Origin of the sequence: Mucilaginibacter kameinonensis (genome assembly GCF_003675385.1) — a bacterium.
GTDB classification, from domain to species: Bacteria; Bacteroidota; Bacteroidia; order Sphingobacteriales; family Sphingobacteriaceae; genus Mucilaginibacter; species Mucilaginibacter kameinonensis.
This window is the reverse complement of sequence record NZ_RCWZ01000001.1, coordinates 718,287-743,297: the sequence shown is the minus strand read 5'-3', so window position 1 is coordinate 743,297 and position 25,011 is coordinate 718,287. Positions and strand designations below refer to the sequence as shown.

Below are 25,011 nucleotides of genomic sequence, written 5' to 3'. Positions count from 1 at the left end.
AATTATTCAATCAGTATTGAATATTATCCAACATTGATTTTCGATTGATTTTTCAGGCTAATATCAATAACTATGTAGTGTAATTATAAACCAGCGATTTTCATAAACAGGCAACCGATTAAGTAATAAAACCATGAGAAAAATATATCAGGCTATAATGTCAATCATGTTATGTGGCTTAATGCCCAACACGGCATCGGCACAAACAGGTTATGTGGTAAAAGATAAAGTTCCCAAACAGGTAAGCCAGTTTAATTTGAGCGATATAAGGCTGCTCGATGGCCCGTTTAAACATGCCATGGAGAAGGATGGTGAATGGCTGCTTAGCCTTGAGCCAGACCGTTTTTTACACCGCTTCAGGGAAAATGCCGGACTAAAACCCAAAGCCGAAATTTATGGCGGCTGGGAGTCGAGGGGCGTATCCGGTCATTCACTGGGGCACTATCTGTCAGCTTGCTCCATGATGTATGCGGCCACCGGCGATGTAAGGTTTAAACAAAAAACCGATTACATAGTTACCGAGCTTGCCGAATGCCAAAGGGTACGTAAAACAGGCTACGTGGGCGCTATACCCGGAGAAGATAAACTTTTTGACGAGATTGCCGCGGGGGATATCCGTTCGCCGGGCTTTGATCTTAACGGTGCCTGGGTGCCATGGTATACCGAGCATAAAATATTAGCCGGTTTGGTTGATTCCTATTTATATACAGGCAATCAGCAAGCTAAACAAGTAGCCATAAAATTTTGCGACTGGATAGACACCAAGTTTAAAAACCTTACCGAAGCGCAATTTCAATTAATGCTGGAATGTGAGCACGGCGGCATGAATGAAGCGCTGGCCAACGTTTATGCCATTACCGGCGATAAAAAATATCTTGATCTATCATATCGTTTTCACCATAAACGGATACTTGATCCGTTGGCACATCAGCAGGATGATCTGGCAGGCCTTCATGCCAATACCCAGATCCCTAAAATAATTGGGTGCGCCCGCCAGTACGAACTTACCGGTAACCCTGCCGACCATGCCATAGCCAATTTCTTTTGGAATACTGTAGTGCATCATTACAGCTACGTCATCGGTGGCAACAGCGATCATGAACGTTTCAGCGATAAGCCCGACTATTTATCAGTTCATTTGAGCTCTACCACTACCGAAACCTGTAACAGCTACAATATGCTGAAGCTTACCGATCATTTGTTTGGGCTTGACCCACAAGCTGCCTATATGGATTATTATGAGCGCGTACTTTATAACCATATCCTGGCTTCGCAAAACCCCGAAAATGGCATGGTGCTGTATTACCTGACACTGGCATCAGGTACGCAAAAGCAATTTGGTACACCCGATGATTCCTTTTGGTGCTGCACCGGTACCGGGATGGAAAATCACAGTAAGTATGGTATGGATATTTATGATAAAGACAATAGCGGAGGCTTATATCTTAACCTCTTTATCCCATCCACTTTAAACTGGAAAGAGAAGGGAATGCTGTGGACCATGGAAACCACTTATCCCGAAAGCGGAACCATTAACTTTACTCTTACACAATCTGCCCGAAACCAACAAATGCCGCTGCATATCCGCTATCCTAAATGGGCGGTTAATGGCGTACAATTATCTGTTAATGAGAAAGCGGTTGCAGTAACCGCCAAACCGGGGAGCTATATCACCGTTAATCGCATGTGGCGGAAAGTGGATAAAGTTAAACTCGTTTATTCTATGAGCCTTTACACCGAAAGCATGCCCGATAACGCCAATATGAAAGCTTTCCTGTACGGGCCGCTGGTTTTGGCAGGGCAGCTGGGTAATGCGGATATTAAAAAACGCGACATCCCGGTATTTGTGGCCTCCGATCCAGATTTAAACCAATGGATTAAGCCTGTTGCTAACAAACCAACCGTATTTTATGCCAGCAACCAAGGCAAACAGGTAATGCTTGAGCCGCTTTACAAAGTTTATGATCAGAAACAGGCCGTTTACTGGGACTTTTTCAACAACGACGAATGGAAATTAAAAAAGCAGCAGTTTGATGCCGAACGCAAAGCCGAAGATGAACTTGCCGCCAACACACTCGACCTGATCCGCGTAGGCGAAATGCAACCAGAACGCGATCATAACTTTAAAGGCGAACATACCAACACAGGCGAAATTGACGGAACCCATTGGCGCGATGCTACAGATGGTGGCTGGTTTTCTTTTGAGCTGGATACCAAAGGAGCAGCAAATGCGCAGCTTCAATGCCGATATTTTGGCGCGGATGGTGAAGGCCGGGAGTTTGAGATTCTGATAGACGGGCAAAAGATAGCTACTGAAAAACTGGTTAAGAAAGCTACCGCTGATATTTATTCAGTAAACTATAGTATACCGGCGGCTTTGCTTGCGGGTAAGCAAAGTATTGTTGTAAAATTTCAGGCCTTGCCCGGTAAAACAGCCGGTGGGATATTCGGATGCAGGCTGTTGATGGCGAAATAGGGGTGTTAAACGGTTTATGACGGTCAGCATAATGAAAACTATTTAAGCGTTGGTGTCATGTTCTATTATTATAAATTTACCGCCATGAAAAAATTAACCTTTTTAGCCTTATTTGCCCTGCTCAGCAAATTTGGTTTCGCACAAAACTTAAACAATATGCAATGGTACAGTAAACCTCAAAAATCATCAATAGAAGGCAGTACGCTGCACATGACCGTTGACCCGGCAACCGATTACTGGCGGGTAACACATTACGGCTTTATCAGGGATAATGGACCTTTTTACTTTACCGAACAGGAAGGTGATTTTGAGGCGAGCGTAAAAATTACCGGTGCCTACAAAGAGCTGTTTCACCAGGCCGGCCTAATGGTGCGGATAGATAACAAAAACTGGATTAAAACCGGGATAGAATATGTTGACGGTGTTCAAAACGTAAGCGCGGTAGTTACCCGCGAAGTATCAGACTGGTCGGTAGTGCCAAGGCATGACAGCCCCAAATCTGTTTGGCTGAAGCTGCTGCGCAAAGGCGATTTTGTAGAGATCAAATACTCGTTCGATGGTGAAAAGTATGATATGCTCCGCCTGGCTTATTTCCCGCCAAATGTAAAAGCGATGATAGGGATGGTTGCAGCAGCCCCCGGCAAACAAAGCTTCGATGTGAAGTTTGAAGATTTTAAGGTGGAGAAGGTAACGAAGCAGTAAGAAATCCCTTGCTAAACCTACCGTGTATATCCATCTTTTTAATTTTACCATAAAAAAATGTCATTTCGACGAACCGAGGAGGATTGGTGCGCCTGCGGTGAGGAGAAATCTTCTACGCCCTGCTTTTATAGGCATAATTGTAGAGCCTGATGCAGAAGATTTCTCTTTCGCTCCACCGCTTGAGCCACCCCTGCTCTATCGAAATGACATTTTTATTTTTGGCTATGCCATTTAATTGATTTTGTATCAAAGCAACTGATTTTGATATCTAATAACCTTTTTACTACCTTTGCCGCGGTAACCAACCACTCCCTCTATGTGATAAATAATTTCTTTCAGGACAAATAACACAGCGCCGTTACTCCAACGCCCTGCAAGTATTCACCTTTTCAAGAAAGAAATTATGCTTATTCTTCACGATATTACCTATATACACCCTAACCGTGATCTTTTATTTGCCGGTATTGATCTCGTAGTTAACAAACATGATAAAATTGCCCTGATAGGCAACAACGGCACCGGAAAATCAACCCTGCTTAAAATCCTGGCCGGAAATTTAAAACCAGCCACCGGCGTGGTTAAAACTGATTCGCGACCTTACTTTGTTCCGCAGATCTTCGGGCAGTATAACGATCTTACCGTTGCCGAAGCACTGCAAATAGCTGATAAGCTGCATGCCTTGCAACAGATCCTCGACGGTAATGTAACCGACGAGAACATGACCATCCTCAATGATGACTGGGCCATTGAAGAACGCTGCACCGAAGCGTTTATTCATTGGCAGCTTACCGATATTGATCTGACGCAGAGAATGGGCGCGCTTAGTGGCGGACAAAAAACAAAGGTTTTTTTGGCAGGGATAGCCATTCATCGCCCCGAAATAGTTTTACTGGATGAACCAAGTAACCACCTGGATACGGCCTCGCGTGAGTTGCTTTATAACTACATCCAAACAACAAATAACACGCTGCTGGTGGTTAGTCACGACCGTACCCTGCTCAATCTACTCAATACCGTTTGCGAACTCAGCAAACGCGGTATAACCGTTTACGGTGGCAACTATGATTTTTATGCCGAACAAAAAGATATTGAAAGCGAAGCCCTGAACCAGGATGTAAAAAGCAAAGAGAAAGCGCTTCGGAAAGCTAAAGAAACAGAGCGGGAATCTATGGAGCGGCAGCAAAAACTGGATGCCCGGGGAAAAAAGAAACAGGAAAAAGCAGGCGTGCCCACCATCATGATGAAAACCCTGAAAAACAGTGCTGAAAAAAGCACATCAAAAATGCAGGGTGTACACGCAGAAAAAACCGGGACTATAGCACAGGAACTAAGCCAGCTGCGTACCCGCCTGCCCGATATCGATAAAATGAAGATGGACTTTGACAATTCCGCTCTTCATAAAGGTAAAGTGTTGGTAACCGCCAGGGATCTCGATTTTGGACATGACGGGCAATCGCTCTGGAATCCGCCGCTCAGCTTTCAGATTACCAGTGGCGAAAGATTAGTGATCAGGGGAGCAAACGGCTCGGGCAAAACTACGCTCATAAAAATGCTGCTTGGCCAGCTGGAGCCACAATCCGGCATGATGGAACGGGTAAAAGTTAAGGCCATTTATATCGATCAGGATTATTCATTGATCAATAATAAACTCAGCGTTTACCAGCAAGCCGAGGAATTTAACTCCGGCGCGTTGCAGGAGCATGATATCAAAATCCGCCTCAACCGGTTCCTGTTTACCCGCGAGGATTGGGATAAACCATGTAGCGCCCTAAGCGGCGGCGAAAAGATGCGGTTAATGCTTTGCTCGCTAACCATCGGCAACCAGGCTCCCGATATGATCATCCTGGATGAGCCCACTAACAACCTCGATATTCAAAACATCGAAATATTGACGGCGGCCATTAACGATTATCGCGGTACCTTAATCGTAGTATCTCACGATGAATATTTTTTAAAGCAGGTAAATGTGGAGCGGGAGATTTTGATAGGGTGAAACAAATAAGGCAGCCCGTAAAGCTGCCTTATTTGTTTATTGAAAATGAATGTGTTTATGAGCCTGGGACTGCGCGATTCCCTCCCCAGGGAGGGTGTAGGGAGGGGTTTTGCCGGTAAAGCAATTAGCAAAGTGTATAAACCCCTCCCTGCCAACACACAATCCCGTCGCACCCCTCCCAGGGGAGGGAATAAAAACTCTTTTTACTCGACCACCGCGCCATCCTTAATCTCATCACTGGCGTTCTTAAGGATGGTATCATTAGCTTTCAAATTACCAAATACCTCGGTAGAGTCATGCCTTGTAAGCCCTTCCTTGATATCGGTTAAAACGGCTTTGCCATTTTTTACGGCAACCACATATTCCCGTTCGGTAGAGCGAATGATAGCATTATTGGGCACCAACAGTGATTTTGCACCCGACAACATCGGGATCTTTACTTCGGCGTACATGCCCGGTTTTAATATTCCCTGATGGTTTTGAACGTCAATTTCAATAGCTTCAGAACGCATGCTCCCTAAGGCGTTGGCCGAGCGACTGATCTTAGCGGTTTGTTCCTGCCCGGGCATGGCGTTAAATGTAAATTTCACCTGTTGTTTCAGGTCTACTTTATCAACATAATCTTCGGGGATATAAACCTCCAAACGTAGTTTGCGGGTATCCTGCAAAATAAGCATAGGCAGGTCTGTACCCTTACCTGGGGCTACCAAAGCACCCGGAGATACGTTACGCTGAATGATCATGCCATCAAATGGGGCACGAATGTTCAGGTAATCCTGCATGGTACGCACAGATGCTACGATAGAGCTTTCTGAACGGGCCATGGCGTCATCGGCTTTCATTTTTGACAAGGCATTATCCAGTTCAAGCGGCGATACCGAGCCAGGCTCTTTAGCGGCTTCTTTTAAGCGCTGATATTTTTCCTTGCTGGCAACGGCATTTTCCTTGGCCTGCATATACCTTGAGTCGGCAGCCTGTAGTTGCGATTCCATTTCCGGCGCTTCTAAGGTGACCAATAATTGTCCTTTTTTTACCAGCGTACCACGGTCAACAAAAACAGTTTTCACAAACCCGTTTACTTTCGGAAACAGGTTTACCTCGTTATAAGGTTTTAGTTGGCCGGGTAAGCGGGCTTCGCTCGACAGCGCTTTTTCGGCTACCTTCCCGGTTTCGTATTCAGTTGCTTTTGGGGTGGATTTTTTGTTTTCTGTAAGATCCACCGGTTTTTGATTGCCTGCGCATGCGGCCATCAGGCTGATACTGCTTAGCAGTATGATATATTTTAGTTTCATGATATTAGCTATTGGAAGTTTCAAGTTGTTGCGGTTGGTTAACATTTACATCCTTTAACAGGGATGGAGAATCATAGGTAGTTTTTTGCTGAACCCAGGCAAATACCTGCGGCAGTATAAACAGCGCGGCCAAAGTTGAGGCAAACAAGCCGCCTATCACCGCGCGGCCTAACGGAGCGGTTTGTTCCCCGGCCTCACCCATGCCTGATGCCATCGGGATCATACCGGCCATCATGGCCAAACTGGTCATGAGAATTGGCCTTAACCTGATAGAGGCACTGGTAATGGCCGCCCTTGTTGAGTCCTTGTAATCGAGCCTTAATGTTTCGGCATTGGTTACAATCAGGATGGCGTTCGCTACCGATACCCCAGTAGACATGATCATACCCATATAACTTTGCAAGTTAAGTGTCGACCCGGTAAGCAACAATGCCGTTAACGAACCTAATATTACCGCCGGAACTGTTGATAATACTGTAAGCGATAATTTAAACGACTGGTAATTGGCAGCCAACAGTAAGAAGATCACCAAAATGGCAAACATCAAACCGTTTTGTAAGCTGTCAAGCGTTTCTGTCAGCAAGCTCGACATCCCTTTGACCTCCGCAATTAACCCTTTAGGAGGCGCCCCAACCGATTTAATTACCTCTTGTACAGCAGCGGTAGCTGTACCCAAATCCTTCTTATAAATATTGGCACTTACCGTTAAAAAGCGCCGCGGACCGGTACGGTCATATTCGCCGGGGACATAGTTAACCTTGAAACTGGCGATATCGCCAAGCACCGGGGTACTTTGCCCCTTTACCAGCGGGATCTCCTTCAGCTCATCCATGGTGTTCATCACATACTCCGGAATCTGAACCTGCACCTGGTAAGTATAGGCCGATTTATCATCGAGCCAAAGGTTCTTTTCTGTAAAACGGCTTGATGAAGTACTGGCCGTAACCGAACGGGCGACATCTTTAATATCCAGTCCCAGCTGGGCGGCTTTAAGCCTGTCAAGGGTTATTGCTACCACCGGGAATTTTAAAGGTTGGGTGATCTGTACGTCCCGCAGGTAATCTATCTTTTTAAGTCCGGCTAACACTTTATTAGCATAACCCTCTATCTGTGCCATATCTTTACCAGCCACCCTTAGTTCTATAGGGGTAGAAGCGCCCTGGCTCATGATCTTCTCGGTCATGTCGATAGGTTCAAAAGTGACGCGAAGATCGGGGATCCTTGATGCTATATTTTTACGGAGGGCATCTTTAAGCTCATCCATATTGATGTGATAATCTTCATCAAGGTTAACCTGCAATACAGCTTCATGCGTACCGGTGTTAAACACGTAAAGATTACTGGTTCCGTAGCTGCTGGGCACAATCCCCACGTAGCCGGATGTAATAGCCACATGATGGTTTACTGTGCTATCGATGATCTGTAGCACCTGTTTCAACCCATCTTCGGTACGTTCAAGCCTGGTGCCATCCGGCTCTTTAATCCTGATCTGGAACTGCCCGTTGTTAAGTTTCGGCATCATATCCTTACCAATGGTAACAAAGCAAATACCGGCAAGTGCCAGCACCACAACAAGGTAAACAGGTACAATGATGCGTTTATTGGGCATCCATTTTTTGAGGATGTTCATGAACCGCATTTTTACCTGCTCAAACAGGTCATTCTTTTCGGGATGTTGTTCTTCCTGCCGCAGGTGATGGTTTACCTGGCCTTCTTCGGGTCTGTCCATAGCTTCACCCGCATGGGCGTGTAATTTGCCATGCTCATAATGCTGATAAGTTTCGGCCTTAATGAGCCAGTTGGACATGATGGGCACCAACGTTTGCGCTATGATGTATGATACAATCATGGTTAAACCGATGGATAACGACAGTGGCAGGAACATGGCCTTAGGCACTCCGTTCATCATAAATGATGGTGCAAACACCGCCAGGATACAAAGCAGGATGAGTAGCAGCGGAAACGAAATTTCTTGGCAGGCATCAAAAATTGCCTGCGCCTTGCTTTTGCCCATCTCCAGGTGCTGGTGAATATTCTCAATGGTCACCGTAGCCTGATCTACCAGGATACCGATAGCAAGCGCCAGTCCGCTCAGGGTCATGATATTGATAGTTTGACCGAATAAGCCAAGCAACAGTACGCCTAATAAGATAGATACCGGGATGGTGATCACCACAATCAAGCTGCTTCGCCAGTCGCGCAAAAACAGTAACACCATCAGGCCGGTAAGCAAAGCACCTAAGCCGCCCTCGGTTAACAAGCTTTTTACTGCGTTTATTACGAAAATAGATTGATCAAACTCGTACGAGATCTTAACGTCGTCAGGCAAAAGGCCCTGAATTTCCGGGATCTTCTTTTTCAAGGCCTGCACCACGCTCCAGGTACTGGCATCGGCGGTTTTTACCACCGGCAAATAAACGGAGCGCTTGCCATTGATCAGGGCATAGTCAACCGTAACGTCGGTAGCATCGGCAACACGGGCAACGTCTTTTACTAAAATGGGCACGCCGTTTTTGGTTACTACAGGTATGTTGCCAAACTCATCGGTTTGGTTAATCAGCGTGTTAACCGTAGTTACAAACATGGTGTTGCCTAACCTCAGGTTACCCGAAGGCGACATCACGTTAAACTTAGCTAACGCGCTCACCACCTCATCGGGGGTAAGGCCATAACTTCTGAGTTTGTTAGGGTCAACATTTAAAGTGATTGACCTGGCATTTGAACCAAACGGCGGCGGGGCAGACAATCCCGGAACTGTTGCAAACATCGGCCTTACTTTGGTGGCCGCCATATCGTAAATATCCTTCAGACTACGATTTGGGGCCGATAGCACCAACTGACCTACAGGTAGCGACGAGGCATCAAACCTTACCACCTGCGGGGGCAATGCTCCCGGAGGGAAAAAGCTCATTACACGACTTACCTGCAAGGCTACCTGGGCCTGTGCTTCGGCCATATCGGTGCTTTCGTAAAAGCTTAGCTTCACCATAGTTAAGCCCTGGATGTTTTTACTGGTGATGCTCTTGATACCGTTTACGTACAGGAACTGATCCTGCAAACGGGTAGAAAAGAAGCCCTCCATTTGCTGGGGCGACATCCCCCCGTATGATTCAATTACATAAATGGTGGGCAGGTTTAATTTCGGGAAAATATCTATTGGTATATTGATAGCACTAAGCACCGCGAAAATGAGCAGGCTCAAGGTAACCACCACTGTTGTGATAGGCCTTTTAAGTGCGGATGTGACCATTGACATAGCTAAATTATTTTAAAAGGTTTAATACAGAACTTACCTGGTTTTCGGTAATGGCTTTCTGGAACAGCGCGTTCGAGTAAGCATATTTAGCCTGTACGTAATCTGTTTCGGCGCGGTAAAGGATGTTTAGCGCGGCATTGAGTTCGATAATATCGGTTAAGCCGTTTTTATACAACGATAGTTTCTGACGATAACCATCTGTCGCGGCTTTAAGCTGATGGGGGATCTCCAGCAATCGTTCATGTGCGGTCTGTAGCTCAACATTCGATTGGTTGGCACTCACCGCCAGCAATTGCTTTTGTTCTTCCAGCTTTTTCCGGGTATAATCGGTATTGGCGCGTTGCGTGCGCAATTTTAACTGACGGCGGCGGATATCAAACAGGTTATAGGAAACGCCTATACCTACCAGGTAATTGTTCCTGTCGAAACCCCAGCCGCTGCTCAGGCTGTTAAAATGGTCGTTAGCGTCAACGCTTGAACCACGGCCCCAAACAGCGCCTTCAAGCATTATTTTAGGGTTATAGCTTTTCTTAACAAGCTCCTCGCGCTGCAGACTGTTTTGGTATACAGATTTATAGTAGTTGATGAGGGGATGATTGGCTGTATCAACGTCTGAGGGCTGCAGGCTATTTTCTGTACCGATGAGGCTCTGTTCAAAAGTAGTATCTGGTACAATGGTTTGATAGGGTAAGCCGCTGATAGCCGATAGCTGTAGTTGAACCTGCTTTACCTGGTTATTGAGCTCGATATAGTTTAACCGGGCTTTTGACAGTTCGGCTTCTGCTATACTGGTATCAACACCGGCACGCACACCGCTTTTGGCAAGCGATTGCACTGAACGCCGGATTTCCTGGTTTCGCCTGATATTGCGGGCCTGGATAGAAAGAAAATTTTCCAATCTTAACAACATCAGGTAATTACCAATGGTGTATGCCTGCAGCTGATACTTTGAATCGGCAAACTGGCTTTGTTGCACCTGGATATCGGAGTTGGCCACTTTATTTTGCGCGCCGTAAGCGCCAAAGTTATAGATCTCCCAATCGAGCGCGGCAACACCTACATTGGCCGATACCGTGGTGGTATTACTTTCTGTGCGTACGCCTCGCGAGTTTGAAGGGATAATACCAAAGCCAAAATACGGACCAGCCACGTTGTTGTTTGTGCCATAATCGGCCTGGTAATTTAATTTAAGGTTGGGCAGCCAGTTGTTGCGGGTTTCGGTAGCCATAGCTCTTTTTATGGCTATCGCCGCCGAATCGGTTAGCAACGTTGGCGCGTTTTGGTTTACGCTGTTGAGCAACGTTTTTAAGCTAACCGGAGTACTATTTTGCTGCTGCTGGGCATAACTGCATGCGGTTATAAACAAGCCCAGCAATAGGCAGCAGCTTTTCTTTGAAATTAACATATATAAATTCCGAAAAATGCTTACCAACATTTACGGGTATAAGAGGCTAATTATAAATAACCAGCAAACCCATTACAGGCTGATACCGGTAAATGATGGAATGAATGAATTAAAAAAATGAATAAGCAGGATGTAGCTGTGGATGAGATGTCCACCGCTTAATTACATCAGATCCGGAAATTACAAAGAGAAAGGTAAACGTATTGGCGGTCTATCAGCAACCTAAGCGACCTTACATAGGGTTTAGGGCTTAGCTTCCATAACTGCAATACAAAAAACAGCAGGGTGAAAGACCCTATAACCGCTGTAAGCCAGTCGGCAGCTGATTTTTTTTCTTCAAAAGTATATCTGTCAGGCCTCTGGATAGAGTTTCTTTCTGACAGGCTGCTACGTAAGTTCTCGGTTTTACGCTTAAATATAGAGTTATAGCCGGGAGGCAGTTTAGTAGCCGAATGTGTTAAACGCGGTACAAAAAAGATATGAGAGCAAGAGATAAGCAAATAAACAGCCGTTACCGATAAAATCAGCGCCGCTTTTAAATATGCAAGCTTGCTCTTTTTCAACCCTTTAACTTATACTATGCAAAAATGATAAAAAATGCGAATTTGTTTTGCAACACTATTGTTGCAATCAGCTTTTAAGGTTTAATCCTATCGTGCTAAAGCTTCCAGTTTTTTGATATCCTTATACACAATATATAAAGGCATAATCCCGAAAATACCAAAACAGCAATCAATAAACCGCCAGTAAACAGGAATACCGCGGATAGGCCCGGCAATAAAGGCCAGCGGAAATACCATAACGCAGGCTATCATGCCAAACTGTATGATCCAGATATTTTTAACCGGATCTTTCAGCGGACCAACAAATACCATCGCGATTACCAGATGGCCAAAAGCCAGCCAGTCGGTACCATAGGCCAGGTAAGGATAGTTTTGATTGGTGACTTTTACAGCGAGATATACTTTGGTTATCCAATCCTGTAAAAATCCAGGAAATGCGGACGCGTGATTTGCCAGCCAGGCTAATTCGGTTTCGATAGGAAAGGCGGTTACGCCACTTAACACCAGGCCTATAATAAATACTACAACCCAGGTTTTTATTTTTTTGCGAAGTTCAGGTTCGGTTTTCATAACCGTGGCAAGGTAGGAAATTTATGGGATGGAGGTGTAAGATCTCATTTGTATTGGGGCAATAAAAACCTTGTTTAAAATCATGCCCATTGCAAACGAGTGCAATTTAAAATATGTCATTGCGAGGCACGAAGCAATCGCACGGAAGCAAAGCGGCCCTGTATAGCATGCGATTGCTTCGTCGTTCCTCCTCGCAATGACATAATTTTCTACGCTCAAAAAATCTTCTTGCGCTCATTTATAATGAGTGCTTAAAATAGGCTTGCGTTTGTAACGCAAAGACGATGCAAAATCATTCCCCTTTAGGGGTTAGGGGCACAATACTTTTTAATAAAATTATCAGCCTTATCGCTGCCTATATTGCGGATAAAGTTCCAGTCGCGGCAAGCGCCTTCTTTATCGCCTTGTTTAAATTTTTCGTTGGCTTGGCTTAGCACGTCGGTTATAAAATCATCGTCATAGCCAAGCTGTTTTTTAAGGTTGATAATGATTGCCTCTTTAGTGGTATCGGCTTTGCCTTTGTACTTATTGATATAATAATTGGTTACGGCGTTTTCCAGTTCCTGTTGTGCTTTGTAGCTGGCAATGGCACTTTGCATATCGCGGATGTTGGCTGGTCCGCAGCGTGCGGCATCAGGATCAAAACGAATGGGCTGAATAATATTGGTTGCCAAATTATACCCTGCCGGGATAACCCATTGCCCGGAGCTGAGTTTAATAACCCTTAAAGCTTCATCATCAAGGTCGATACCCGGGCCATCCTGTACTTTAGCGTCACGTACAGTACCATCTTTATCAACTTTAAACGAAACATGGATAGTACCCGAAATACAGTTTTGCCGGGAGTATTCCGGATAAATGATCTTTGCTTTCAGGAAATCATCAAGTGCCTGTGCTCCGCCTTTAAACGTTGGTTGCTGGGCAAGTACATTACCTGTCACAAAAATGAGTAATGCGATATTGATGTACAGCGCTTTTAGCATAGTATAAATATCGACAATAAATCGGGGATTATGTTTGGCGGACTGTTTTACAATCCCTTTTTTGACATTTTCATAAAAAACAAACGCCCATAGCCCGGTAAAAACCAGGCTACGGGCGTTTCAATAATTTGAGTAAAAATTTATTCCAGCGTTATCTGCCTCCTGATACTTTCTTCAAGCGAGATGAAGGTTTCGGTACGTTGTATACCTCTTACACCCTGAATCTGCTCGTTCAAAACTTCGCGCAGGTGAGTGGTATCATGGCATACTATTTTAGCAAAAATGCTCCACTCGCCGGTGGTGTAATGCAGCTCAACAATCTCTTTAATTGTTTTTAACTGCTTTACCGCTTCATTATACTGTGATCCTTTTTCAAGGTAGATGCCCAGGAACGCTGTGATATCGTATCCTAATTTTTGTGGATCTACCTCAAGGCTGGCCCCTTTTATTACACCCATCTCCTCTAACTTTTTCATCCGCACGTGTATGGTTCCGCCAGAAACAATCAACTCTTTTGCTATCTCGGTGTACGGAGTAGTAGCATTCTTCATTAATATTGATAAAATCTGGATGTCAAGATTATCAATTTCTAAATTTTGAGCTTTTCTGTGGGACATAAATTTGAATATCTATATTGAAATACAAGTTTAATTAAAATTCGATTAAAAATAAAATATTTTTGTTGAAATATTTGCAAGAAATGGATAGTCCTATTAAATTTGTATCAAGCAAAAGGGAAATGCTTAATGTTCTTTAAAAGAAAAAACAATGTTGGGTGGTGAAATTTTTGGCAGACACACCTCCTTGTCCCGGTGGCGGAGAACTTGGGAAACCCGTAAGGGCTAACCACTCTGTGAAGGTTCGAATCCTTCCCCAACAGCAAGTTTAAGATACGAAGCTTAAAGTGATAAGTTAAAAAAAAGACTTAGAACCGAAGACTTCAGACTTGAAACTTACAATACTGTAGGATGGTGAAATTTTTGGCAGACACACCTCCTTGTCGCGGTGGCGGAGAAATTGGGAAACTTTTAGCAATAAAAATAACCACTCCGTGAAGGTTCGACTCCTTCTCCTACAGCTCTTCTCATAATTTAGGTTTATAATTGGTTAGTAAAGGCCCCTGCCCATCAGGGGCTTTGCTGTTTTTATAGGTTTTCTGCAGTTGTGTTTCAGGCAAAAAATATTGTAGCTTAGTATACCAAGCCAAATCTCATGACACCATCCGAGTATATTCTTGAACAATTCGACGAAAGGCAAGCTTTCTTAACAGATATACACAATACCGTTATTGCTAATGATCATACAGTTTCAGCCATGATTGAAAGCATGATGGGCAAGCAGATGATCCTTTATAAAGAAAGAGGCATTATGAAATACGGACTTGCGGCTGTTAAAAATTACATGTCCCTACATTGTATGCCTATTTATATGAACCCGGCACTGCACGCCAAATACGCCAAGCTATTACCTGTGGCCAAATTCCAAAAAGGCTGCATCAATTTCACCAACGCATCAGAAGTTCCAATCGATATAATTTCGACACTTATCACAGATTGCTACGGAATCAGTATTGCCGATATGCTCGAAAACAGGAAGAGGAAATAATCTTTCCTGTACCCATTCTCAAAAAACCGTCAAAATCACAGCAAAAAATATTGTGTCATTTTTACACATTGCATCTTGTTTCGTAAATATTTAGTTATAAATTTGGTTAGCAGCAATTTATTGCAATCGATTGAGTAGATTGCGGCTGAAACCCTGAATTCAATAACATTAAAACCAATTAACCCAAAACCCACAATAAGTCGATATGAAAAAAATCGTCCTGATGGTTCTTGTGGCAATTAGCTGCATTTACTTATCCTGTAACAAAACACGCCCCAATAAACCGCGGGTACTTATCTTTTCAAAAACCATGGGCTTCCATCATGCATCTATTGATGCAGGCATTGTAGCTATCAAAAAACTCGGAGAAGAGAATGGTTTTGATGTGGATACCACAAAAAACTCGGCCATGTTTAATGAAGATACCTTAAAAAAATACTCTACTGTTATTTTTTTAAGTACCACCGCCGACGTGCTTGATTACAGGCAGGAAGCAGCTTTTGAGCGTTATATACAAGCTGGAGGCGGTTTTGTAGGCATCCACGCTGCAGCGGATACCGAATATGATTGGGGCTGGTACGGCCGCCTGGTTGGCGCCTGGTTTTATGACCATCCCGGCATTCATGATAAAAACCCCAATGTACAACCAGGTACTTATAATATAGTTGATGCCAATAACGACGCGACTAAAGACCTGCCTAAAGTTTGGAAACGTACCGACGAGTTTTACAGTTTCCGCAAGCCATTGGCCAGCGATGTACATGTGTTGATAACGCTTGACGAAAGCACCTACAAAGGCGGTAAACGTATGGGGCTGCACCCGGCTACCTGGTATCATGACTTTGACGGCGGTCGCGCATTTTATACCGCTATGGGCCATACCGACGAAACTTATAAAGAAACCGGTTACCTGAAAATGCTGCTTGCCGGTATTAAATACGCCATAGGCGAAAACAAAGAACTGAATTACAGCAAGGCTAAAACCCAGCTGCCTCCGGATGAAGACCGCTTTAAGAAAACCCAGCTTTCAACAGGCGAGTTTTTTGAGCCTACCGAAATGACCATATTGCCCAACCTGGATATCATGGTGATCCAGCGCCGTGGCGAGATCATGTTATACAAACATGACACCCAAAAGGTAAAACAGGTTGGCTTTTTTGATGTGTACTGGAAAGCCCACGTACCAAACGTGAATGCAGAAGAAGGGATGCTTGGCCTCGCCAAAGACCCGCAGTTTGAAAAAAACAACTGGATCTATATTTACTATAGTCCTGCCGATAGCTCAGTTAACCGCCTTTCGAGGTTTACCTTTAAAAATGATACACTGGATAAAAAAACCGAGAAAGTTATTTTAGAGGTGAAAGCCCAGCGTGATATCTGCTGCCATACCGGTGGTTCAATTGCCTTCGGCCCGGGACCGGATAAAACCCTGTTCTTCTCGGCCGGTGATAACTCAACACCGTTTGATGAAAAAGGTCAAAAGTACGTAAGCAGTGGTTATGCTCCGCTTGATGACCGACCAGGCCATTTACAATTTGACGCGCGCCGTTCGGCCGGTAATACCAATGACCTGCGTGGTAAGATTATGCGTATCAACCTTAAAGACGACGGTACATATGAAATCCCTGAGGGCAACTTGTTCCCGAAAGGTACACCAAAAACCCGCCCCGAAATTTATGTAATGGGCGACAGGAACCCGTACCGTATTTCGGTAGATCAAAAAAATGGTTACCTGTATTGGGGCGAAGTTGGCCCGGATGCCCATAATGACAGCCTGGACAACCGCGGTCCAATGGGTTATGATGAAGTTAACCAGGCTAAAAAAGCAGGTAACTTTGGCTGGCCATATTTTGTGGGCGATAACAAGCCGTACCATCTTTATGATTATGCCACAGGTAAATCAGGCCCGGCGTTTGATCCTAAGCACCCGGTTAATAATTCGCGCAATAATACCGGCTTAACCGATCTGCCACCGGCTCAACCGGCGTTTATCTGGTACCCTTATGGCCCATCTGCCGATTTCCCGCAGGTTGGTACAGGCGGTCGTAACGCTATGGCCGGTCCGGTTTATTATACCGACATGTTCCCGGAAGAAACCCGCCTGCCTGATTACTATAACGGCAAATTCTTAGCATACGACTGGATGCGCGGCTGGATAAAAGCCGTTAGCCTTACTCCAGAAGGCGACTTTGACAAAATGGAGCCCTTCTTCCCTAAACTGAAAGTAAACTCCATGATTGATATGGAAGTTGGCCCGGATGGCAGGCTTTACGGCTTAGAGTACGGCAGCGGATGGTTCTCGCATAACCCTGATGCCGGTTTATTCCGCATAGATTATATTGGAGGAAACCGCCCGCCTGAAATTTCATCGTTCAAAGCTGATAAAACATCCGGCGTGTTACCGTTTACCGTTAAGCTTGCTGTTAACGCTACCGACCCGGAAAAAGACAACGTATCTTATACCTGGAACCTGGGTAATGGCGTAACCAAGGAAACAACCACACCGTCGCTCAGTTATACTTACACAACAGTTGGCGATTACAAAATTACTGTTGAAGCAAAAGACGATAAAGGTGCATCGAGCAAGAGCGCACCGGTTAGCGTTTACGCAGGTAACGAGCAACCAACCGTTAGCATCAATATCAGCGGTGGTAACAAATCATTCTACCTGCCAGGCGTTCCGTTCAAATACGCGGTTAATGTAACCGACGGACCGGATACCAAGGCAGTTGATCCGAAACGCATTTACGTAGGGTTGGATTATATAGAAGGATTTGACAAAGCCCAGTCTGCAGCACAACACGAGCAGGGTGAGCCTGAAAACCGTGGTAAAACACTCATGCTTACCATGGATTGCAAAAGCTGTCACAAGGAAGATGGCAAATCAATAGGCCCATCATTTGTACAGGTTGCAGCCAAATACAAAAAAGATCCTAATGCAATGGCCAAGCTTACCCAAAAGGTAATAAAAGGTGGTGCGGGCGTCTGGGGCGAAACCGCGATGTCGGCACATCCAAACATTAAACAGGGTGATGTTGACCAGATCATTAACTGGGTGCTTTCGCTTGATAACAGCGATCAAAAGCCATCGTTAGCGGCATCTGGTACTATCATGCCTGCTCCGCCAGAAAAACAACAGTCGGCAGCGCTGGTATTATCGGCCAAATACACCGATAATGGTGGCAACGACATCAAAAAACTAACCGGAAGCAGCATTGTATCATTAAACAGCAGCACCTATCAGTTTAAAGGCACCGAGAAATTCAACGGATTTACCGCCTTTAAATACAATGGTATGAACCTGATGATCTACCCCGGTACTGATGGCTGGTTTGAACTGGAGAATATCGACTTAACTGGCGTACGTTCTGTTAACTTAACCAACTTCTGGCAGGCGCCACCAACTGCTCCGCTTAATTTTGAGTTGAGGCTTGATTCAGAAACAGGCGCACTTGCAGGTAAAGGCAGCATGCCGGTGCCAGCCAAAGATGCCAAAGGCGGCGCTGTTCATATAGTACTTACACCGGTAACAGATGGCAAAATGCACAAACTGTTCTTTGTATATAAACCGGCAAGTAAAGCCGCTATGACAGCCGGGGTAACTTCGGTAGTATTTAGCGCGAAGTAGGTAAAATGTCATTGCGAGGAACGAAGCAATCGCATGCTATACAGAGCGGCTCTGCTGCTGTGCGATTGCCACGCTATCGCTCGCAATGACATAATTAAACAATCATAAAAACGACCCGGCAGGTTAACCTGCCGGGTCGTTTTACTTACCCCAAGTTCGTGTCTCCACGAACTTCAAGCTTAGAAAATCTTAAAGCCCACGCTTAACGCCCAAAGGTTTTGGCGTTTGGCAAAGCTGTCGCTTACTTTAGTTAAGCCACCTTCATAGCGCAGGTCTGCAGTAATGGAACCAATATCAACACCGGCGCCGGCCTGAAAACCGAGGTTACTTTTATTAAAATCGGTTGCGGCATTGCTGATGTTATTGCCCAGACTGGTACTATGATCAAGCTCGTAAGTATAGATAGGGCCGGCCATGATACGGAAATTCAAATCTTTTTCACCAAATGATTTACCTATCAACAACGGCACGTTCAAGTTAGTGAACCTTACTTTACCACTAAAAGCTGTATTGTTATCGTTCGATTCAAATTTACCACCTGTACCGCTCAGGTAAAGCTCCGGTTGCAGATAAACGCTGTTACCTACACGGGCAAATAAACCGGCCTGGTAACCGGTGAGGTTTTTGTCGCTGAAATTATCGGAGCCGATCTTTGAAAAATTGACGCCACCTTTCACTCCTAAAGAAAACTGTGCTTTGGCACTGATGCTTACTGCAATCAGTAATGCCACACTTAATAGATACTTTTTCATGTTTTTCGTTGTTAAATGTAAAGCCGTAACGCACGTAATCCTTAAAATTGTATACAGCTCTACGTTATTAATTTAGTTTGGTTTATAACCCGGCCTATATTAAGGCCGTAATAGGCAATATCAATACACGAGCCAAACATTTAAACAGTAGCAACTTGGTATTTTTTATATTTTTGCTGAAAATAAATTAAACATGGCTGAAATCAGTATTACAAACAAAGACTGGGAACGCGTAAAAATTAAAATTCAACGTAAATACAACCACCTTACAGACGAGCAGTTGAAATACAGCGAAGGGCAGGAAGAAAGCCTGATTACCAAACTGATGGACCTTGTAAACCGGGATCGTAAGTATGTGGTTTTCACGTTAAAAAAGGCCCTGGTTAATATTGATACCAACCGACTGTAAAATAGACACTACGGTTATACAAACTGGATAGCTTTTTTGTATTTTTATTTTTTCGAGGATAAATGATGAAACAGGGTTTAGTGTTCAAAAAAGGATACAAAAAAGCAGGCTTATTTGCAGGTATTGCATTGTTGGCCGCGGGCATAGTGGGTTTTAATGACGACCTGTTTCAGATCTCGAAGAACCTTGATGTTTTTGCCTCGGTTTATAAAGAGGTTAATGTTAACTATGTCGATGATATCAATTCGGCCAAACTGGTAAAAACCGGCGTTGACGCCATGCTCGATGGCCTTGACCCTTATACCGAGTTTGTACCCGAATCGGAAATTGAAGATTATAAGCTTCACTACGTAAGCACCCAATACGGCGGTATTGGTGCCAGCATCTTTGTTCGTAACGGTAAAGTATTTGTATCCGAAGTTTTTGCTGGCTTCCCCGCCCAAAAAGGCGATGTACACCCTGGCGATCAGCTCCTAAAAATCAATGACGTTGACCTGAATGGTAAAGATAACGACCAGGTGAGCCAATTACTTAAAGGTTCTAAAGGCGCAGCTATCAAACTGTTTATCAAGCGCGATAATACCCCTCAGCCTTTTGAGAAAAACCTTGTCCGCGATGAGATTAAACAGCCCAATGTATCCTACTATGGAATGGTTGAGGGCAATATGGGCTATATCAAGCTCGATAAATTCCTCGAAAACTCGGCTGCAGAAGTTACCACCGCGCTTACCGAACTAAAAAAGAAAAACCCGAACGGCATCATCCTCGATCTTCGCTCAAATGGCGGAGGTATTTTACAGGAAGCTGTTAAGATCGTGAACCTTTTTGTGCAGAAGGATGTAGAGATCGTATCGCAAAAGGGAAAAATAAAAGAAAAGAATTTTACCTACAGTACCATCAGTGCTCCGCTTGAGCCTAATTTACCATTGGTGGTATTGGTTAACAGCCATTCGGCATCGGCAAGTGAAATTGTTGCCGGCTCGCTGCAAGACCTTGACCGCGCGGTAATTATCGGGCAACGCAGCTATGGCAAGGGACTGGTGCAGCAAACATTCAACCTACCATACAACAGCCTGGTAAAAATCACCATTGCTAAATATTATGTACCATCGGGCCGTTGTATCCAGGAGCTGGATTATACCCACCGCAAGGATGATGGCAGTGTAGTGAAAGTAGCCGATTCGCTTATACACGAGTTTAAAACAAAAAATGGCCGCTCTGTATACGATGGTAGCGGTATCTATCCTGATATTTTTATTAAACAGGAAAAATTTGCCAACGTTACCCAGGCGTTGGTGGGCAAGCTGCTGATATTTGATTACGCTACAGTTTACCGGGACAAACACTCTAAAATCAATGACGCCCGCTCATTCTCTCTATCAGACGGAGAATACAATGATTTTATAAAATACCTGGCCGATAAAAACTACAACTACACCACCGCGTCTGAAAAACTGTTGGATCGTTTAAAAACCGAAGCAACCAAGGATAAACAGTTTAATGATATCCAGGGCGAATACGAAGGCTTGAAAACCAAACTGATGGCCAGCAAAAAGAACGATCTTATCCAGCATAAAGACGAGATAAAGCAGGTACTTGAAAACGAGATAGCATCCCGCTATTATTATGAAAAAGGCCGCTACGAAACCAACTTTAAATACGACAAGGAACTTGCCCAGGCCGTAAAAACCATGCAGGATAAAGCCCAGCTGGCATCCATCCTTAAAGGCGAAGGCAGCTATAAAGTTATAGGCAAACCGGTATTGGCCATGGCAGGTAAAAAAGCCCCGGATAAAGATAGCGACGACGAATAAACTGAATATCAATCAGTTTAACATTTCATTCAACATTGTAACCAATTAGTTACCCGTTACAACATGTAACGGGCTAAACTTTTATGATTTGTTATTGTCATACTTGCAAACAAACGATAACACAACATGAAAAAGATAATTTTAACAGCTGCCATTTTAGTAAGCAGTTTAACTGTAAAAATAGCCAGCGCTCAAATAAGCTTAAGCATTAATATTGGTAGTCAGCCCGAATGGGGCCCTGTAGGTTATGATCATGTAGATTACTACTACCTGCCGGATATTGATTCTTACTACGATATCAACGCCCATCAATATGTTTATTTTGATAACAATGCCTGGGTACATGGCGCAATGTTGCCTCCACGCTTTGGAAACTATGACGTTTACCACAGTTATAAGGTAGTGGTTAATGAACGTAACCCTTGGGTTAGAAACGATGTTTACAAACGTAAATATGCCTCATACCGCGGCCGTCACGATCAGGTAGTAATTCGCGATAGCCATGACGAAAAATACCGCAATCATTACGTTGAACGTAAAACCGTACGCAGGGTTGATGTAGTGAAACACGATAACCGCGGCCATGGTCACGATGATCATGATCACGGCCGTGGCCACCGCGACTAAGTTTTTATTTTGTTATAATTTTGATTGTTTTTATGAAGGACTGTCCCCCCAAAAGGACAGTCCTTTTTTGCTTAAAATCCCTGCTGTTTCGCTATGAAGGGCATTGCCATCCTTCGGCACAAAACTTGCCCACATATGTCACATTTAGGTTAACTTTTATAGTTTGTTTACTTAGGTTTAGCTATAAACAAACATTATATTCGTTACTTAGTTAACCGATTTATTGTTAAACGATTTAAATCAAATTACACTTATGAAATATCGAATATCCATTTTGGCGCTGCTTGTAGTAGCAGTATTAGGCCAAAGCTGTGTAAGCAGCAAAAAGTACAAAGAACTGGATGCTAATTACACTCAATTGCAAAACAGCACCAAAGACCTAAGCATTAAATATCAAACCAGCGAACAGGCACTTGCCGTGGCGCGCAGCCGCAACAAAAGCCTTGAAGAGCAAATTGATCAGCAAAAAGCAAACGTAACCGCTTTGCAGGACGCCTTGAACAAATGTTTAAACTCAAGCAGCCAGGGCAATGTTAACATCTCAAAACTGGTTGACGAGATCAATAGCTCAAACCGCTACATTCAGCAGTTAGTTAATGCTAAAAACAAAAGCGACTCACTTAATATGGTGTTAACCAACAACCTTACCCGTTCATTAACTCCTCAGGAAACTCAGGATGTTGATGTTAAAGTGTTAAAAGGTGTTGTTTACATCTCTCTGTCTGATAATATGCTGTACAAATCTGGCAGCTATGAAGTATCTGACAAAGCAGGTGCTACTTTAAGCAAAATAGCCAAAATTATCATGGACTACAGCACTTATGATGTGCTGATTGAAGGTAACACTGATAACGTACCTATCTCACAGAAAAACATCCGTAATAACTGGGATTTAAGTGCTTTACGTGCCTCATCTGTAGTGCAGGCATTGCAAACTACCTACCAGGTTGATCCTAAACGTTTAACTGCCGGCGGCCGTGGTGAATACAACCCGATTGCCGATAATTCAACCCCAAGTGGTAAAGCTCAAAACAGGCGTACACAGATTATTATTACACCAAAACTTGATCAGTTCATGGACCTGATTGGCAAAGCACCGGCAGATCAGCCAGCTGCGCCTAAGCAATAATTAGTTTACCATTAATATTAGAGCCACCTCTCTTCAGGGGTGGCTTTTTTGTGCTGTTATTATTGTATGTTTTTAAATACAATCTACAAAAGCTATTTTCTTGTCGCATGGGAACGGCCAATGATTTATCCAATCTTTTATTTCTAATTACCGATCATAAAATACAGGTTTTTTAATTACCAGCGCCCTTCATTTAATTAATACAACAACAACCTGTAGTAACTAAATTATACCTACCTAAATTCAGTTCATTACACTAAGACAGTAATGATAGTGGCATTTATTTTGAATAAATAGCGCAACAGGTATTGAAACAAGTTAAACCATGGGCTTTAACCATAGTCATACCTACATAACTTATTACACACGTCATGAAAAAGATTATTTTATCGGCTGCTATATTATTAAGCTGCTTCACTGCGAAGATGGCTTCGGCACAGGTTAGTATTGGTTTAGGTATTAATATAGGCAGTCAGCCAGATTGGGGTCCGGTAGGTTACGATCACGTTGATTATTACTACATGCCAGATATCGATGCTTATTACGATGTACCAACTCACAATTACGTTTATTTTGAAAACAACGTATGGGTACACCACAGATACTTACCTGTAAGATACCGCAATTACAACGTTTATAACGGCTATAAAGTGGTGGTTAACGAACGCAATCCATGGATCCGCAATACTTATTACAGGGATCATTATGCCGGCTATCGCGGTCGTCATGACCAGGTTATTATCCGCAACAGCCGCGATGTAAGATACGCCAATCACTGGCGCGGAGGAGATCGTGGATGGCGTGGCGATAACGGCTGGCACGGTGGCAACCCAAACAGGGGAGGCTGGCATGGAGGTGGTGACCGCGGCGATCACGGTCATGGTGGCGGCCACGGTGGTGGCGAACACGGCCATGGTGAAGGTCACGGCGGAGGTCACGGACACCACTAATATATAATCATATAATAAAGACAGGCTTCCCGAAAAGGAGGCCTGTTTGTTTTTAACAGGTATTTACAATCAAATAGTAACGTTTAGCCGGTAACAGGCGTCCTGCTTTTGCTTATGTTTGTATTTTATCAAAGTAACCACTGATGTACACGCTTTCGGAAGAAAACTATTTAAAAGCTATTTATCGCCTTGCGTCGCAGGGAAAGGATTTTAAAATAACACCTACCGCTATAGCCGATGCACTCAGCAATAACCCGGCATCGGTAGTGGATATGATCCGTAAGCTTACCGAAAAGCAGCTTATTGAGTACGATAAAAAGAAAGGGGTAAGGTTAACACCGCAGGGCTTAAAAGATGCGATATTGATTGTGCGCAGGCACCGCCTCTGGGAAGTTTTTTTGCTGGAAAAATTGGGCTACCATTGGGATGAGATCCATGATATAGCCGAAGAACTGGAGCACATTAACGATGCCACCCTGGCCGATAGGTTAGATAAATTCCTTGGTTTCCCCGAATACGACCCTCACGGCGATCCTATCCCCAAAGCCAATGGCAAAGTACCCAAATCATATTCTGTAACCTTATCGGAGCTTAAACCCGGTTCCCAAAGCAAGGTTGCCGCCGTACGTGATACCAGTAGCTCGTTTCTGCAATACCTGCAAAAACTGAATATCGGTATCGGCACAAAAATTCAGCTGATAGAAAAAATCCCCTATGATAACTCGCTGGTCATAAAAATTGAAGACCGGGAGGACACTACAGTTTCCCAAAAGTTTGGGGAGAATATATTAGTGGATTAATTTAGGTGAAAGGTGAAAGGTGAAAGGTGAAAGGTTTTGCTTCGCAAAACGATAATG

At 44.0% G+C, this 25,011-nt stretch carries 19 protein-coding genes and 1 tRNA gene; 12 read left to right on the top strand and 8 right to left on the bottom strand.

All coding sequences use genetic code 11. The features are described from left to right. Positions 1-133: 133 nt before the first annotated feature. The 3 genes from EAH55_RS03310 (at position 134) to abc-f (ending at position 5,171) form a co-directional block, all read left to right on the top strand. A complete protein-coding gene (locus EAH55_RS03310; RefSeq protein ID WP_121808468.1) occupies positions 134-2,476 on the top strand; it encodes a glycoside hydrolase family 127 protein in 2,343 nt (780 codons plus the stop codon). An 84-nt stretch (positions 2,477-2,560) separates the two neighbouring features. Beyond that, positions 2,561-3,178 carry a DUF1349 domain-containing protein gene (locus EAH55_RS03305; RefSeq protein WP_121809021.1) on the top strand — a complete coding sequence of 206 codons (618 nt, stop codon included), beginning with the start codon at positions 2,561-2,563 and terminating at the stop codon, positions 3,176-3,178. Positions 3,179-3,581: 403 nt separating this feature from the next. After that, positions 3,582-5,171 (top strand): ribosomal protection-like ABC-F family protein, encoded by a 1,590-nt coding sequence (gene abc-f / locus EAH55_RS03300; protein ID WP_121808467.1) that lies wholly within the window; start codon positions 3,582-3,584, stop codon positions 5,169-5,171. A 203-nt stretch (positions 5,172-5,374) separates the two neighbouring features. Here the strand turns inward: abc-f and EAH55_RS03295 are convergent, their stop codons facing one another. From EAH55_RS03295 to EAH55_RS03265, 7 genes are all read right to left on the bottom strand, one after another. After that, positions 5,375-6,463, bottom strand: coding sequence for an efflux RND transporter periplasmic adaptor subunit (locus EAH55_RS03295; protein ID WP_121809020.1), 1,089 nt, complete (start codon positions 6,461-6,463; stop codon positions 5,375-5,377). Between the two features lie 4 nt (positions 6,464-6,467). Continuing rightward, positions 6,468-9,713: an efflux RND transporter permease subunit gene (locus tag EAH55_RS03290; protein WP_244228086.1), complete on the bottom strand. Its 3,246-nt coding sequence runs from the start codon at positions 9,711-9,713 to the stop codon at positions 6,468-6,470. A gap of 13 nt (positions 9,714-9,726) precedes the next feature. Continuing rightward, positions 9,727-11,124: a TolC family protein gene (locus EAH55_RS03285; protein WP_121809019.1), complete on the bottom strand. Its 1,398-nt coding sequence runs from the start codon at positions 11,122-11,124 to the stop codon at positions 9,727-9,729. 167 nt (positions 11,125-11,291) lie between these two features. Beyond that, positions 11,292-11,687 carry a hypothetical protein gene (locus EAH55_RS03280; RefSeq protein ID WP_121808465.1) on the bottom strand — a complete coding sequence of 132 codons (396 nt, stop codon included), beginning with the start codon at positions 11,685-11,687 and terminating at the stop codon, positions 11,292-11,294. An 87-nt stretch (positions 11,688-11,774) separates the two neighbouring features. Further along, entirely contained in the window at positions 11,775-12,257 is a 483-nt protein-coding gene (locus EAH55_RS03275) for a hypothetical protein (protein WP_121808464.1), read from the bottom strand. Between the two features lie 302 nt (positions 12,258-12,559). Beyond that, entirely contained in the window at positions 12,560-13,240 is a 681-nt protein-coding gene (locus EAH55_RS03270; RefSeq protein WP_121808463.1) for an energy transducer TonB, read from the bottom strand. A 140-nt stretch (positions 13,241-13,380) separates the two neighbouring features. Then, positions 13,381-13,857, bottom strand: a complete 477-nt coding sequence (locus EAH55_RS03265; RefSeq protein WP_090532141.1) for an Lrp/AsnC ligand binding domain-containing protein — start codon at positions 13,855-13,857, stop codon at positions 13,381-13,383. Positions 13,858-14,009: 152 nt separating this feature from the next. Here EAH55_RS03265 and EAH55_RS30805 point away from each other — a divergent pair. The 3 genes from EAH55_RS30805 to EAH55_RS03255 all read left to right on the top strand — a co-directional run bounded on the left by EAH55_RS30805 (position 14,010) and on the right by EAH55_RS03255 (position 18,473). Beyond that, a tRNA-Asp gene (locus tag EAH55_RS30805) sits at positions 14,010-14,120 on the top strand. 332 nt (positions 14,121-14,452) lie between these two features. Further along, positions 14,453-14,845 carry a hypothetical protein gene (locus EAH55_RS03260; RefSeq protein ID WP_121808462.1) on the top strand — a complete coding sequence of 131 codons (393 nt, stop codon included), beginning with the start codon at positions 14,453-14,455 and terminating at the stop codon, positions 14,843-14,845. 205 nt (positions 14,846-15,050) lie between these two features. Beyond that, positions 15,051-18,473, top strand: coding sequence for a ThuA domain-containing protein (locus tag EAH55_RS03255; protein WP_121808461.1), 3,423 nt, complete (start codon positions 15,051-15,053; stop codon positions 18,471-18,473). 179 nt (positions 18,474-18,652) lie between these two features. Here EAH55_RS03255 and EAH55_RS03250 read toward each other — a convergent pair whose 3' ends face one another. Continuing rightward, a complete protein-coding gene (locus EAH55_RS03250; RefSeq protein ID WP_114941700.1) occupies positions 18,653-19,225 on the bottom strand; it encodes a porin family protein in 573 nt (190 codons plus the stop codon). A 193-nt stretch (positions 19,226-19,418) separates the two neighbouring features. Between EAH55_RS03250 and EAH55_RS03245 the strand changes: the two genes are divergently transcribed. The 6 genes from EAH55_RS03245 (at position 19,419) to EAH55_RS03220 (ending at position 24,954) form a co-directional block, all read left to right on the top strand. Then, complete coding sequence (locus EAH55_RS03245; RefSeq protein ID WP_090532134.1) at positions 19,419-19,634, top strand: hypothetical protein; 216 nt, start codon at positions 19,419-19,421, stop codon at positions 19,632-19,634. Between the two features lie 62 nt (positions 19,635-19,696). Next, a complete protein-coding gene (locus EAH55_RS03240) occupies positions 19,697-21,448 on the top strand; it encodes a S41 family peptidase (protein WP_317127553.1) in 1,752 nt (583 codons plus the stop codon). Positions 21,449-21,574: 126 nt separating this feature from the next. Continuing rightward, entirely contained in the window at positions 21,575-22,075 is a 501-nt protein-coding gene (locus tag EAH55_RS03235; protein WP_112574625.1) for a hypothetical protein, read from the top strand. 253 nt (positions 22,076-22,328) lie between these two features. Continuing rightward, positions 22,329-23,204, top strand: coding sequence for an OmpA/MotB family protein (locus EAH55_RS03230; protein ID WP_112574626.1), 876 nt, complete (start codon positions 22,329-22,331; stop codon positions 23,202-23,204). Positions 23,205-23,575: 371 nt separating this feature from the next. Continuing rightward, on the top strand, positions 23,576-24,154 hold the full coding sequence (locus EAH55_RS03225; RefSeq protein ID WP_121808459.1) for a hypothetical protein: 579 nt from the start codon (positions 23,576-23,578) through the stop codon (positions 24,152-24,154). Positions 24,155-24,297: 143 nt separating this feature from the next. Beyond that, positions 24,298-24,954: a metal-dependent transcriptional regulator gene (locus EAH55_RS03220; protein ID WP_121808458.1), complete on the top strand. Its 657-nt coding sequence runs from the start codon at positions 24,298-24,300 to the stop codon at positions 24,952-24,954. Positions 24,955-25,011 lie beyond the last annotated feature (57 nt).

Excerpts from the sequence above, each read along its gene's own strand:
- EAH55_RS03270 (WP_121808463.1), bottom strand. The coding sequence starts at position 13,240 with ATGCTAAAAGCGCTGTACATCAATATCGCATTACTCATTTTTGTGACA.
- EAH55_RS03235 (WP_112574625.1), top strand. The coding sequence starts at position 21,575 with ATGAAAAAGATAATTTTAACAGCTGCCATTTTAGTAAGCAGTTTAACT.
- EAH55_RS03275 (WP_121808464.1), bottom strand. The coding sequence starts at position 12,257 with ATGAAAACCGAACCTGAACTTCGCAAAAAAATAAAAACCTGGGTTGTA.
- EAH55_RS03305 (WP_121809021.1), top strand. The coding sequence starts at position 2,561 with ATGAAAAAATTAACCTTTTTAGCCTTATTTGCCCTGCTCAGCAAATTT.
- EAH55_RS03240 (WP_317127553.1), top strand. The coding sequence starts at position 19,697 with ATGATGAAACAGGGTTTAGTGTTCAAAAAAGGATACAAAAAAGCAGGC.
- abc-f (WP_121808467.1), top strand. The coding sequence starts at position 3,582 with ATGCTTATTCTTCACGATATTACCTATATACACCCTAACCGTGATCTT.
- EAH55_RS03255 (WP_121808461.1), top strand. The coding sequence starts at position 15,051 with ATGAAAAAAATCGTCCTGATGGTTCTTGTGGCAATTAGCTGCATTTAC.
- EAH55_RS03225 (WP_121808459.1), top strand. The coding sequence starts at position 23,576 with ATGAAAAAGATTATTTTATCGGCTGCTATATTATTAAGCTGCTTCACT.
- EAH55_RS03285 (WP_121809019.1), bottom strand. The coding sequence starts at position 11,124 with ATGTTAATTTCAAAGAAAAGCTGCTGCCTATTGCTGGGCTTGTTTATA.
- EAH55_RS03295 (WP_121809020.1), bottom strand. The coding sequence starts at position 6,463 with ATGAAACTAAAATATATCATACTGCTAAGCAGTATCAGCCTGATGGCC.
- EAH55_RS03260 (WP_121808462.1), top strand. The coding sequence starts at position 14,453 with ATGACACCATCCGAGTATATTCTTGAACAATTCGACGAAAGGCAAGCT.
- EAH55_RS03290 (WP_244228086.1), bottom strand. The coding sequence starts at position 9,713 with ATGGTCACATCCGCACTTAAAAGGCCTATCACAACAGTGGTGGTTACC.
- EAH55_RS03220 (WP_121808458.1), top strand. The coding sequence starts at position 24,298 with ATGTACACGCTTTCGGAAGAAAACTATTTAAAAGCTATTTATCGCCTT.
- EAH55_RS03250 (WP_114941700.1), bottom strand. The coding sequence starts at position 19,225 with ATGAAAAAGTATCTATTAAGTGTGGCATTACTGATTGCAGTAAGCATC.
- EAH55_RS03230 (WP_112574626.1), top strand. The coding sequence starts at position 22,329 with ATGAAATATCGAATATCCATTTTGGCGCTGCTTGTAGTAGCAGTATTA.
- EAH55_RS03265 (WP_090532141.1), bottom strand. The coding sequence starts at position 13,857 with ATGTCCCACAGAAAAGCTCAAAATTTAGAAATTGATAATCTTGACATC.
- EAH55_RS03245 (WP_090532134.1), top strand. The coding sequence starts at position 19,419 with ATGGCTGAAATCAGTATTACAAACAAAGACTGGGAACGCGTAAAAATT.
- EAH55_RS03310 (WP_121808468.1), top strand. The coding sequence starts at position 134 with ATGAGAAAAATATATCAGGCTATAATGTCAATCATGTTATGTGGCTTA.